Source organism: Sphingopyxis sp. KK2, assembly GCF_001990265.1.
In the GTDB taxonomy this organism is placed as follows: Bacteria; Pseudomonadota; Alphaproteobacteria; order Sphingomonadales; family Sphingomonadaceae; genus Sphingopyxis.
The window spans coordinates 1-10,923 of the sequence record NZ_LYVN01000136.1; the positions used below are offsets into that span (position 1 = coordinate 1).

Sequence of the window (10,923 nt, forward strand, 5' to 3'; positions counted from 1 at the left end):
AGGCCCTCCCCCGACCCCTCCCGCAAGCGAGAGGGGAGATCAACGTCCGCTCCCCACACCGAAGCCGCCATCACCTTCGCCCAAAGAAAAAGGGGCGCCGTCGCCAGCGCCCCTTTCCCCCTTTTTCTGAAACGTCGCCGGTCAGAACTTCACCGTTCCCGTAACGAACACCTGCCGCGGGTTGCCGTAGAAGACCGTCGCGACGCCTTCGCGGCCGAGCGACGGGGTCGGCAGGCCGTTGGCGTTGGTCACGGGCAGCCCGGTCGCCGGGTTGACGACGAGGAACTGATAGCCCGAGGTCTTGTACTGCTTGTCGAGGATGTTCTTGCCGTGGACGCCGATCGAATAACGGTCGCCGCCGAAGCTGTAGACGAGGCTGGCATCCCACAAAGCATAGCCCTTCTGGTCGAGATAGGGGCTGGGATATTCGAACTGCTGCGTCTTGCTGCGATACGAAAGCGTGGTCGAGAAATTGACGTCGCCGTCGCCGACCGGGACCAGCGCGCCGAGCGTGCCCGATGCGGTCCAGCTCGGCGTGTTCTGGATGTCGGTGATGTCCGACACGTCGGTACCGAGGTTGCCGATGAACTCGTCATATTGCGCATCGATATAGCCGAGTGCGCCCTGGAAGCTCATCCGCGAGCCCGCGCCGGCGAAGTCGTGCGCGAAGCGGGCCGAGGTCTCGAGCTCGACGCCCTTGAAGGTCGCCGAGGCGGCGTTGGTCGTGACGCCCGAGAAGCCTTCGAAGATGCCGTCGTTGTTCGCGTCGATGCCGACCGAACCTGGGATCTGGACATTCTTGTAATCGGCATAGAAGCCGGTCAGCGCGAAATTGAGGTCGCCGTCGAGCGCCGAACCCTTGATCCCGGCCTCGTAGCTGTCGACCGTTTCGGGTTCGAACAGGAAGAAGTTATAGATTTCGTCATAGGCGAAGACGCCGTCGTTGTTGACGTCGATCGCGCGGACATTGGCGCTGCCGCGCGGGTCGAAACCGCCGCCCTTGAAGCCCTTCGAATAGGATGCGTAGATCATCAGATCGTCGTTGACGTCGAACGACACCGACGCGCGCGGGGTGAATTTCTTGAAGCGCGCCTTGCCATCGAAATTGGTGATCGGGGCGCCGAGCGGGACGCTGGCGCCGCCGAATTCGGGGTCGGCGCCGAGCAGGCGATTCTGCTTGAAGACGAAGCTGTCGCGCTTGTCGACGGTGTAGCGCCCGCCCGCCGAGATGTGCAGCCGGTCGGTGACGTCGAAGGTGAAGTCGCCGAACACCGACCAGGTGTCGGTGCGCACGTCGCCGATCGTCTGCTGCGCGAAGCCGGGCAGGCCGAGCAGCGTGCCGGTGGTGGCGAGCAGCACGTCGAACTTGGTGTAAGCCTTGGCGTCGAGATAATAGAAACCGACAAGGCCGTGCAGCCGGTCGCTGTCGTAGAGGAGCTGGAATTCCTGGCTCAGCTGTTCGTTGCGATAGACCGCGGGGACGTCGACATCGACGGTTGCGAGGCTGTCGAAGTCGATCGGGGTGTAGCTCGTATCCTTGCGCCACGAGCTGATCGAGCGCAGCGTCAGATTGTCGCTGAGTTCGGCCGAGACGTTCATCGCGAGGCCCCAGGCCTCGATATCCTGCTTCGGGTCCACGAGGCCGGCGCGCGTGTCATAGACGTCGTCGAGGACCGGCGCGCCCGTCAGCAGGCCGGGGATCAGCCGGTGGCCGTTGCGCGGGCTCGACTTGTCGCGGGTATAGTCGCCCGAGATGCGGATCAGCACCGGCTCGCCATAGCCGCCGAATTCGAGCGTGCCGCGGCCCGCCCAGACATCCTTGTTGTAATTCTCGAGGCCGGGGACGGTAAGATTGTCGCCGAAACCGCCGCGCGACAGCCGCGCGACCGAGCCGCCGACGCGCAGCATGTCGGTCAGCGGCGCGCTGACGGTCAGCACGCCCTCGGCCTGGTCATAGGTGCCATAGGTCGCGCGCGCCTTCAGGCTGAAATCCTGCGGCAGCATCTTGGTGACATATTTGACCGCGCCGCCGATCGTGTTGCGGCCATAGAGCGTGCCCTGCGGTCCGCGCAGCACCTCGATCCGCTCGACGTCGTAGATGTCGAGGACCGCAGCCTGCGGGCGGTTGAGATAGACGTCGTCGAGATAGATGCCGACGCCCGCCTCGAAGCCCGGGACCGGGTCCTGCTGCCCGACGCCGCGGATGAAGGCGCTGAGCGTCGAATTGGTGCCGCGCGAGGTTTCGAGCGTCGTGTTCGGGGTGATGTTGCCGACGTCGGTGATGTCGAGCGCGCCGCGCGCCTCGAGCGCCTCGCCCGAAATCGCGCTGACCGCGATCGGCACGTCGAGCAGGCGCTCGTCGCGGCGCCGCGCGGTGACGATGATTTCCTCGCTGCCGTCATCGGCGCTCGCGGCGGGATCGGTATCCTGCGCAAAGGCGGCCGGGGCGAAGGCGATCAGGCTGAGGGCGGTGGTGGCGCAGACGGCGTGGCGCACGCGGCGGGCGAAAGGACGCATATGAGTCTCCCATGACATGGGCGGCGCAGCGCCACCCTTTTTCGATTTTCTTGGGCCGGTCTTGCCAAGCCGCGCGCTACCCAATAATGAAAGGTGAACCAAGTTTCAACTTGGAATATTTATCCGCTGTCTTTTGGGTGGCGGTGATGCGAAAAAGCCACGCTGGCCGCGCCGCTAATCGGTTGCGGTCGTCCGTGGGGGAGGACGGGAAGGCAGATGATGGACCAGCCGCGCGTTTCGACGCCCGACGCCGAGAGCGAGGCGGGCAACCCCGACAAGGTGCCGCGCACCGAACGCGGGCGGCGCACCTTGCGCAAATTGCTCGACGCCGCGGCGGTCGAATTCGGCGAGCGCGGCTTCCACGAGGCGTCGATCAGCGGCATCACGCGCCGCGCCGGCACCGCGCTCGGCAGCTTCTACACCTATTTCGATTCGAAGGACGCGATCTTCCGCGCGCTCGTCGCCGACATGTCGGGGCGCGTGCGCGACCATGTCGCCCCCGCGATGGAGGGCGCGACCGGCGCGATCGACGCCGAGGCGCGCGCGCTCGCGGCCTTCCTGCAATTCGCGCGCGCGCATCAGGAAATCTATCGCATCGTCGACGAGGCCGAGTTCGTCGATCCCGAGAGTTTCCGCAATCACTACGCCTCGACCGCCGAGCGCATCGCGGCGCGCCTCGCCGCCGGTGCCGACGCGGGCGAATTGCGCGGCGGGATCGGCGAGGTCGAAGCCTGGGCGATCATGGGGATGAACGTCTTCCTCGGGCTGCGCTATGGCGTGTGGGATACCGAGGATGATGTTGCCGCCGTGGCGGCACGCGCCAATGCACTGATTGCCGACGGGATTCGGAAGCGCTGAGCGCGCGCGCCTTCCACTTCGTCATTCCCGCGTAAGCGGGAATCCAGCTTTTGCTTTGCCTACAATATCGCGCACTCGTGAGGTGATCGCGTCGACCGTTTCGCGAGTTCCGGTTACCGACAGCCCGATATAGGTTTCCGCCTCGACGATAAGCTGCTGCTCGCCAAGCGAGAAACGTAGCATGCTTATTTCCTGAGAGCCGGCGACACCCCAATTTCTCGAAATCTCTTCAGCGCCCATCTCGTGCAGCGCCCGCAGGAGAGCATTTGTGGTAGCGAGATCATGCTCGGGTGCGAGGAGAGCGGTGACCGTCATGCCCATAGACTATCGGGATGTCCGCTTCTTACAATCTCCAACTTAGGCCAGAAGGAGCCGCATCCGCATGATGGCAATCATCAGGCGCGCTTGATCAAAAAAATCGCATGTTCGGCGCGCCAGCTTGCTGCGGCGTCGCTTGTCGGCTGGTCGCCCGACAGATACCAGGCGGCTTCGATGCCGATCCCCTTGGCACCGATCAGGTCGCGGAAATCGCTGACCGTAACATGGTGGATGTTGGGGGTTTCGTACCAGGCGACCGGCAGCAGCCGCGTCACCGGCATCCGTCCGCCCCACAAAAGCGCGAGCCGCACGCGCCAATGCGCGAAATTGGGGAAGCTGACGAAAGCGCGCGGCGCGATGCGCAGCAGTTCGCCGACGACGAGGTCGGGACGCTCGGTGGTCTGCAGCGTCTGCGACAGGATCGCATAGTCGAAGGCGTTGTCGGGATAGTCGGCGAGGTCGCGGTTGGCGTCGCCCTGCACGACCGACTGGCCGCGCGCGATCGCCGCGGTGACGTTCGCGGGGTCGATTTCGAGCCCGCGCGCGTCGACGCCCTTGTCGCGCAGCGCCACCATCAACTCGCCGTCGCCGCAGCCGACGTCGAGCACGCGCGCCGATGACGGCACGGCGTCTGCGATGATCGCAAGGTCGGGGCGCAGCGCCATCAGAAACCGCTCCCGAGCGCGCCCGCGACGAGCCGGTCGAGCGCGGGCACGTCGAGCAGGAAGCTGTCGTGGCCATAGGGCGCCGACAATTCGACGAAGCTCGCCGCCGCGCCGACACTCTGCAGCGCCTGGACGATGCGGCGCGATTCGGCGGTCGGATAGAGCCAGTCGGTGTCGAAGCTGACGAGCGTGAAGCGCACGTCCTTCGCCCTCGCAAAGGCGCCCGCGAGGCGGCCGTCGTGCGGATCGGCGAGATCGAAATAATCCATCGCGCGCGTGATGTAGAGATAGGCGTTGGCGTCGAAGCGGTCGGTGAAGGCGAGCCCCTGGTGCCGCAGATAGGATTCGATCTGGAAATCGGCGTCGAAGCCGAAGCTTTTGATGTCGCGCGCCTGCAGCCGGCGGCCGAATTTCTCGGTCAGCCCTTCTTCGGAGAGATAGGTGATATGCGCCGCCATCCGCGCGACCGCGAGGCCCTTGGTCGGCGCGCGAGCGCTGCCATAATATTGGCCGTCCTGCCAGTCGGGGTCGGCCATGATCGCCTGCCGCCCGACCTCGTGGAACGCGATATTCTGCGCCGAATGCCGCGCGGCGCTGGCGATCACCAGTGCGCGTTCGAGCCGCTCGGGATAGTTGGCCGCCCAGGCGAGCGTCTGCATGCCGCCCATCGAGCCGCCGACCACCGCGTGGAGCCGCTCGATGCCGAGATGACCCAGCAGCATCGCCTGCGCACGCACCATGTCGCCGATCGTGATGACGGGAAAGGCCATGCCGAGCGGCGCGCCGGTCACCGGGTCGGGGGTCGCGGGGCCGCTCGATCCCATGCAACTGCCGAGCACATTGGCGCAGATGACGTGAAAGCGGTCGGTGTCGATCGGCTTGCCGGGGCCGACCATGCGCGCCCACCAGCCGGGCTTGCCCGTCGCCGGATGGTCGCTCGCGACATATTGGTCGCCGGTCAGCGCGTGACAGAGCAGGATCGCGTTCGATTTGTCGGCGTTCAATGCGCCATAGCTTTGCCATGCGATCGTTACCGACGGCAGCGATTGGCCGCTGTCGAGCGGCAGCGGGGTCGGGATCGTCACGCTCTGGTGCGAAATATGGTGGAGCGCGCTCGCCATGGTGCGCGCGGGGCTAAGCGGGTGCGCGGGGGCTGTCAACGTGCTGGACTCGGCGCGCCCACGCGCTAAACGCCGCGGCATGACCGACACGACCCCGACCCTCACCCCCAAGCCGTGGATCAGCGGCATTGCTCCCTATGTTCCCGGCAAGTCGGCGGGCGCCGACGGCCGCCCGCTGATCAAGCTCAGCGCGAACGAGAATCCGCTCGGCACGGGCGAGAAGGCGCGCGCGGCGTTCGCCGCCGCGCAGGGCGCCGCCGATGCGCTGTCGCGCTACCCCGACCCGGGCGCGAACGAGCTGCGCGAGACGATCGCGGCGAAGTTCGGGCTCGACCCGGCGCGGGTGATCTGCGGCAACGGCTCGGACGAATTGCTCCACCTTGCGGCGGGCACCTATGCCGGGGCGGGCGACGAGATCCTCTATGTGCGCTATGGCTTCGCGGTCTACGAGATCGCGGCGCGACGCGTCGGCGCGGTGCCGGTCGAGGCCGATGACAAGGATTATGCGACCGACGTCGATGCGCTGCTCGCGGCGGTGACCGACAAGACGCGCGTCGTCTATCTCGCCAATCCGAACAATCCGACGGGAACGCTCGCGACGCGCGCGGAGGTCCAGCGACTCTATGCCGGGCTGCCCAAGAACGTGCTGTTCGTGATCGACCAGGCCTATTCGGAGTATCTGTCCGAGGCCGAAGACGATGGCGGGCTCGACCTCGCCAGGACCGAGCCCAATGTCTTCGTGACGCGGACCTTTTCGAAGATTCACGGCCTCGCCGCCGAGCGCATCGGCTGGGGCTATGCCAGCTCGGACGTGATTTCGGCGCTGCATCGCATCCGCCTGCCGTTCAACGTCACCCGTGCGGGGCAGGCCGCCGCCGTCGCGGCGCTCGGCGACGAGAACTTTGTCGCGCACAGCCGCGAACATAATGCCGAATGGCGCGCCTGGCTGACGGGCGAGATCGAGAGCCTGGGCAATCACGGCCTGCGCGTCGTGCCGTCGGCGTGCAATTTCCTGCTCGTGCTGTTCGAGGGCAGCGTCAGCGCCGAGACCGTCTATAACCGGTTGATGGACGCGGGTTATATCGTGCGCTGGCTGCCGGGGCAGGGGTTGCCCAACGCGCTGCGCATGACGATCGGCACCGAAGACGAGACGCGCGGGCTCGCCGCGGCGATCCGCGCGGCGGTCGAAGGCTGATGCCAAAAACGTCAAGCGTCGAGAAGGTCGCGATCGTCGGGCTGGGGCTGATCGGCTCGTCGCTCGCGCGCGCGATCGCCGAGCGCATGCCGTTCGTGACGGTTACCGGGCATGACGCCAGCGCCGATGTGCGCGAAGAGGCGCGCGCGCTCGGACTGGGCAATGCGATCGTCGACGATGCGGCCGAAGCGGTCGCCGATGCCGACCTCGTGATTCTGGCGGTGCCCGTCGGTCGCATGGCCGATGCCGCCGCCGCGATCGCGCCGGGGCTGAAGCCCGATGCGATCATTTCGGATGTCGGATCGTCGAAGACGAGCGTTGCCGAGGCGCTGGCGAAGGCACTGCCCGATCATGAAGTCATTCCGGCGCACCCGGTCGCGGGGACCGAAAACAGCGGGCCGGCGGCGGGCTTTGCCAGCCTGTTCGACGGGCGCTGGTGCATCGTCACCCCGGGCACCGAAGCCTCGGCCGACGCCGTTGCGGCGCTGACCGGTTTCTGGGAGGCGCTGGGCGCCAGGGTCGACGTCATGGACGCCGCGCACCATGATATGGTTCTCGCGGTGACGAGCCATCTGCCGCACCTCATCGCCTATACGATCGTCGGCACCGCGAGCGAACTCGAAGAGGTCACCGAGAGCGAGGTGATCAAATATTCGGCAGGGGGTTTCCGCGACTTCACGCGTATCGCGGCGAGCGACCCGGTGATGTGGCGCGACGTGTTCCTGGCCAACAAGGATGCAGTGCTCGCGACCTTGCAGCGGTTCAACGAGGACCTGACCGTGCTGCAACAGGCGATCCGCCGCGGCGACGGCGCAAAGCTCGAGGACTGGTTCACGCGCACGCGCGCGATCCGGCGGTCGATCATCGAACAGGGTCAGGATGATGCAGCGCCGGACTTCGGGCGCAAGCACTAACGCCCCGTCGCCCCCGCCTTCGCGGGGCGACGATTATTTTTGCAGGGCTTTATAGCCTTCCAGCAACGCTTCAGGCGGGTTCAGCGCGTTGATCGCGCGCCACACCCGCTCTTCGGCTTCCTCGCGCGGCAGGCCGGCGGGGATGGTTTCGCCGATCTTGTAGGTGATCGTGCCGGGCCATTTGACCCAGCGACGCGGCGGATAGGCGATGCCGCTGTTCACCGCGACGGGGATTACGTCGACCCCGAGCAGGCGGTACATGCCCGCGAAGCCCGGGCGGAGCCCAGGCGCCTGTCCGTGCGGGACGCGCGTCCCTTCGGCAAAGAGCACCAGCGGCCGGCCCGCCGCGAGCGCGGCCTTGGCGGCGCCGAGCATCGCGCGCATCGCCTTGCCGCCGCCGTCGCGATCGACCGGGATCAGGCCGTAGAATTGCGCCGCCTTGCCCCAAACGGGGATCGAGAACAGCTCCTCCTTGGCAAAGACCGCGGGGTGCTTGAACAGCCCCGGCTGCTCGATCGTCTCGAACGCACCTTCATGCTTGAAGACATAAAGCACGGGGATATCGGGCATTTCGCCCTCGACGACGATCCGGTGGCCGAGCACGAAGCGGCAGAAGAGCCGGTGGCCCTTGGCCCAGACGCGGACGAACCAGATCGTCGCCTTGTGCGAGACCGGCAGCGAAATCACCGCACCGATCGAGCTGAAGCTGCTCATCAGGAAGAAGAGCAGCCAGAAGAGGATCGAGCGGACAAGGGCGATGGTGTAGCGCATCAGAGACCGAGGACGCCGCCCGCCAGCCCGGCGAGATATTTATGATATTCGCGAAACAGCGTCGCGAAGCTCGGCTGGCTGCGCACCGCGTCGGGGACGATCGTCACCTTGTCACCGACCGCGCGGCCGATTTCATATTCGGCGCGGCGCATATGCCAGTCGGTGGTGATCAGCCGCACGCTCCGGTAGTTGCGCCGCGCAACCCAGGTCGCGACCTCGGTGGCGTTCGAGCGCGTATCCTCGGCCTCGAAGCCGAGCGCGATGCAGCAATCGAAGAGTTCCTCGGGGCGCTTATATTCGGCGGCGAGTTCGCGCGGCTTCACCTCGCGCGCGACGCCGCTGATCAGCAGGCGCTTGGCGTCGCCCGCCTCGAGCCGTTCGAGCGCGCGGTCGATGCGCCCCGGCCCGCCGGTGAGCACGACGATCGCGTCGGTCTTCTGGTTGGCGGCGGGCAGCGGCGGCAGCAGGGCGAACCATGCGAAGCCGAGCACCCAGGCCAGGAACAGGAGCGAGAGCAGGCGCTTGATCATAAAATCTTCTTGAGCGCGGCGAGCAGGGTCAGCCGCGCGGTCAGGGCTGCGAGCGCGATAGCCAATAGCGGCAACGCCAGCAAGAGCGCCCATCCGGCGGGTCCGAGCGAGGCGGTCGCCGCGAGCCCCGAGGTGACCCCCGACCATTGCCAGCCGATCAGCAGCATGATCGCGGCGGCGACAACGCTGCCCAATGCGATGCCATAGGCGGTATCGATCGCGATGCGACGCTGGAACAGCCGCGTGATCTGGCGGTCGGTCGCGCCGATCAGGTGGAGCATCTCGATCGTCGCATAATGGGTGCCGAGCGCGGCGCGCGCGGTCATGATGACGACCGCGGCGCTGGCGAGCGTCATCAGCAGCACCATGCCCGCCGCGACCCAGGCGAGGCTGCGGATCAATTGCGCGACGGGGCCGAGCCATTCGGCGTGCGGGATGACGCGCGCGCCGGGGGCGGTCTGCGCCACCAGTGCGCGAAGTTGCGCGAGCTGGCCCGCGCGTTCGCCGCCGACGAAATCGATATCGACGAGCGCGGGCAAAGGCAGCGAGCGGAGCACGGGGTCGTCGCCGCCGGCGCTGCCGAGCCACTGGCCGAGCGTCGCGAGCAATTCGTCCTGCCCGACCTGGCGCGCGCCGCGCACATAGGGCGCGGCACTGGCGCGGCGGCGCAGCTCGGCCGCCTGTTCGGCGCGCGTCACCGGGTTGGCGGTGACGATCTGTACCGTCACCCGCCCGGCGATCGCATCGCCGATATTGTTCGCGGCGCGCGCGAGACCGATGCCCGCGCCCGCGGCGAGCAGCGTGAGCATCATCAGGATCGCGATCACCCACGGCGTCGGTCCCGACAGGCGGCGGTCGGGGAGCAGGCGGCGGTGCTGGACGGGGACGCGCGGGATGATCAAGGCGTCATACCCTGTTCGCCGGCGGATAGCGCAGCGCGCCGGTCGGGTCGGCGAGCCGCCCCTTTTCGAGCCGCATCATCTGCGCATTGTCGATGCGGCTGATCAGATGGATGTCGTGGGTCGCGACGACGACGGTGGTCCCGAGCCGGTTGAGCGCCTCGAACAGCCCCAGCAGGCGCATCGCCATTTCGGGATCGACGTTGCCCGTCGGTTCGTCGGCGACGAGCAATTGCGGGCGCGCGATGACCGCGCGCGCGATCGCGACGCGCTGCTGTTCGCCGCCCGACAAGGTCGGCGGAAAGGCGTTGGCGCGGTCGCCGAGCCCGATCCAGCTCAGCATCTCGCCCACGGGGCCCGAAAGATCCTCTTCGCTGACCCCGGCGATGCGCAGCGGCAGCGCGATATTGTCGCGCGCCGACAGGTGCGGGATCAGGCGGAAGTCCTGGAAAACGACGCCGATGCGGCGGCGAAAGCCCGGCAGGCGGTGGCGCGGCATCGAAACCAGATCCTCGCCGAACAACCGGACGAGCCCGCGGCTCGGACGCTGCGCGAGATAGAGCATCTTGAGCAACGAGGTCTTGCCCGCACCCGACGCGCCGGTGAGGAAATAGAAGCTGCCGGGTTGCAGATTGAAGCTGATGTCGGCGAGGATTTCGGCGTCGGGGCCATAGCGCAGCCCGACGCGGTCGAATTCGACCATCGCGCCGCCGGCGCGCCCGCTGGGGGTATCGGTCATGGCGTCACCACGGGGCGGCGCGCGCCCCCGAAAATCCGTGGCAAAGGTGCAGCGTCGGCGCCCATAGCGCCGCCTGTCGCACGCCTTCTCCACAAGGACAAGCGGCGAGTGGGGCGCGCGGGGCGACGCGGCGCTTGCAACGCGCGAATCGGCGTGTTTAGAGGGGGCATGATCCTCGCTTGCCCCGCCTGTCACACCCGCTACGTCGTTCCCGATACGGCGATCGGCGCCAACGGCCGCACCGTGCGCTGCGCCAATTGCCGCCACAGCTGGTTCCAGGAGCCCGCCGCACCGAGCGAGATGCTGCTGACCGACGCGGCGCCGCTGGTCGAACGGCCCGCGCCCGCGCCATCGGTCGCGCCGGCCGAGACGCCGGTCGTGGCGCCGGTGTCGCCT

12 protein-coding genes are annotated in these 10,923 nt (G+C 67.3%); 4 read left to right on the top strand and 8 right to left on the bottom strand.

Translation table 11 applies throughout. The annotated features are described in order from the left end of the window. Positions 1–141: 141 nt before the first annotated feature. Positions 142–2,517, bottom strand: a complete 2,376-nt coding sequence (locus tag B1A78_RS17655) for a TonB-dependent receptor (protein ID WP_083734278.1) — start codon at positions 2,515–2,517, stop codon at positions 142–144. A 219-nt stretch (positions 2,518–2,736) separates the two neighbouring features. Here B1A78_RS17655 and B1A78_RS17660 point away from each other — a divergent pair, with 219 nt between their 5' ends. Next, positions 2,737–3,375, top strand: coding sequence for a TetR/AcrR family transcriptional regulator (locus B1A78_RS17660; RefSeq protein ID WP_144037888.1), 639 nt, complete (start codon positions 2,737–2,739; stop codon positions 3,373–3,375). Between the two features lie 21 nt (positions 3,376–3,396). On the opposite strand, the gene B1A78_RS17665 is transcribed toward B1A78_RS17660, so the two are convergent. The 3 genes from B1A78_RS17665 to B1A78_RS17675 form a co-directional block, all read right to left on the bottom strand. Next, a complete protein-coding gene (locus B1A78_RS17665; RefSeq protein WP_144037887.1) occupies positions 3,397–3,690 on the bottom strand; it encodes a hypothetical protein in 294 nt (97 codons plus the stop codon). 80 nt (positions 3,691–3,770) lie between these two features. Further along, entirely contained in the window at positions 3,771–4,358 is a 588-nt protein-coding gene (gene metW / locus B1A78_RS17670) for a methionine biosynthesis protein MetW (RefSeq protein ID WP_077148229.1), read from the bottom strand. Continuing rightward, entirely contained in the window at positions 4,358–5,479 is a 1,122-nt protein-coding gene (locus B1A78_RS17675; RefSeq protein WP_077148230.1) for a homoserine O-acetyltransferase, read from the bottom strand. The genes metW and B1A78_RS17675 overlap by 1 nt, the downstream gene beginning before the upstream one ends. A gap of 79 nt (positions 5,480–5,558) precedes the next feature. Between B1A78_RS17675 and hisC the strand changes: the two genes are divergently transcribed. Together hisC and B1A78_RS17685 are read left to right on the top strand one after the other, a co-directional pair. Then, positions 5,559–6,674: a histidinol-phosphate transaminase gene (gene hisC / locus B1A78_RS17680; protein WP_077148237.1), complete on the top strand. Its 1,116-nt coding sequence runs from the start codon at positions 5,559–5,561 to the stop codon at positions 6,672–6,674. Next, positions 6,674–7,588, top strand: a complete 915-nt coding sequence (locus B1A78_RS17685) for a prephenate/arogenate dehydrogenase family protein (protein ID WP_256839162.1) — start codon at positions 6,674–6,676, stop codon at positions 7,586–7,588. The genes hisC and B1A78_RS17685 overlap by 1 nt, the downstream gene beginning before the upstream one ends. 33 nt (positions 7,589–7,621) lie before the next feature. Here B1A78_RS17685 and B1A78_RS17690 read toward each other — a convergent pair whose 3' ends face one another. From B1A78_RS17690 to ftsE, 4 genes are read right to left on the bottom strand one after another with little or no spacing between them, the layout of a single operon-like run. Next, the gene (locus B1A78_RS17690; protein WP_077148232.1) at positions 7,622–8,359 is read right to left on the bottom strand and encodes a 1-acyl-sn-glycerol-3-phosphate acyltransferase; all 738 of its coding nucleotides are present in this window, start codon (positions 8,357–8,359) and stop codon (positions 7,622–7,624) included. Next, positions 8,359–8,889 carry a YdcF family protein gene (locus tag B1A78_RS17695; protein WP_077148233.1) on the bottom strand — a complete coding sequence of 177 codons (531 nt, stop codon included), beginning with the start codon at positions 8,887–8,889 and terminating at the stop codon, positions 8,359–8,361. The genes B1A78_RS17690 and B1A78_RS17695 overlap by 1 nt, the downstream gene beginning before the upstream one ends. Next, positions 8,886–9,791: an ABC transporter permease gene (locus B1A78_RS17700; protein WP_077148234.1), complete on the bottom strand. Its 906-nt coding sequence runs from the start codon at positions 9,789–9,791 to the stop codon at positions 8,886–8,888. The genes B1A78_RS17695 and B1A78_RS17700 overlap by 4 nt, the downstream gene beginning before the upstream one ends. Positions 9,792–9,795: 4 nt before the next feature. Continuing rightward, the gene (ftsE, locus tag B1A78_RS17705) at positions 9,796–10,527 is read right to left on the bottom strand and encodes a cell division ATP-binding protein FtsE (protein ID WP_077148235.1); all 732 of its coding nucleotides are present in this window, start codon (positions 10,525–10,527) and stop codon (positions 9,796–9,798) included. A 168-nt stretch (positions 10,528–10,695) separates the two neighbouring features. Here ftsE and B1A78_RS23175 point away from each other — a divergent pair. After that, on the top strand, positions 10,696–10,923 hold a 228-nt coding region (locus B1A78_RS23175; protein ID WP_256839167.1), incomplete at its 3' end, for a zinc-ribbon domain-containing protein.

Bases quoted from the DNA above. Each gene is read 5' to 3' on its own strand.
- B1A78_RS17655 (WP_083734278.1), bottom strand. From the start codon at position 2,517: ATGCGTCCTTTCGCCCGCCGCGTGCGCCACGCCGTCTGCGCCACCACC.
- B1A78_RS17660 (WP_144037888.1), top strand. From the start codon at position 2,737: ATGGACCAGCCGCGCGTTTCGACGCCCGACGCCGAGAGCGAGGCGGGC.
- B1A78_RS17665 (WP_144037887.1), bottom strand. From the start codon at position 3,690: ATGACGGTCACCGCTCTCCTCGCACCCGAGCATGATCTCGCTACCACA.
- metW (WP_077148229.1), bottom strand. From the start codon at position 4,358: ATGGCGCTGCGCCCCGACCTTGCGATCATCGCAGACGCCGTGCCGTCA.
- B1A78_RS17675 (WP_077148230.1), bottom strand. From the start codon at position 5,479: ATGGCGAGCGCGCTCCACCATATTTCGCACCAGAGCGTGACGATCCCG.
- hisC (WP_077148237.1), top strand. From the start codon at position 5,559: ATGACCGACACGACCCCGACCCTCACCCCCAAGCCGTGGATCAGCGGC.
- B1A78_RS17685 (WP_256839162.1), top strand. From the start codon at position 6,674: ATGCCAAAAACGTCAAGCGTCGAGAAGGTCGCGATCGTCGGGCTGGGG.
- B1A78_RS17690 (WP_077148232.1), bottom strand. From the start codon at position 8,359: ATGCGCTACACCATCGCCCTTGTCCGCTCGATCCTCTTCTGGCTGCTC.
- B1A78_RS17695 (WP_077148233.1), bottom strand. From the start codon at position 8,889: ATGATCAAGCGCCTGCTCTCGCTCCTGTTCCTGGCCTGGGTGCTCGGC.
- ftsE (WP_077148235.1), bottom strand. From the start codon at position 10,527: ATGACCGATACCCCCAGCGGGCGCGCCGGCGGCGCGATGGTCGAATTC.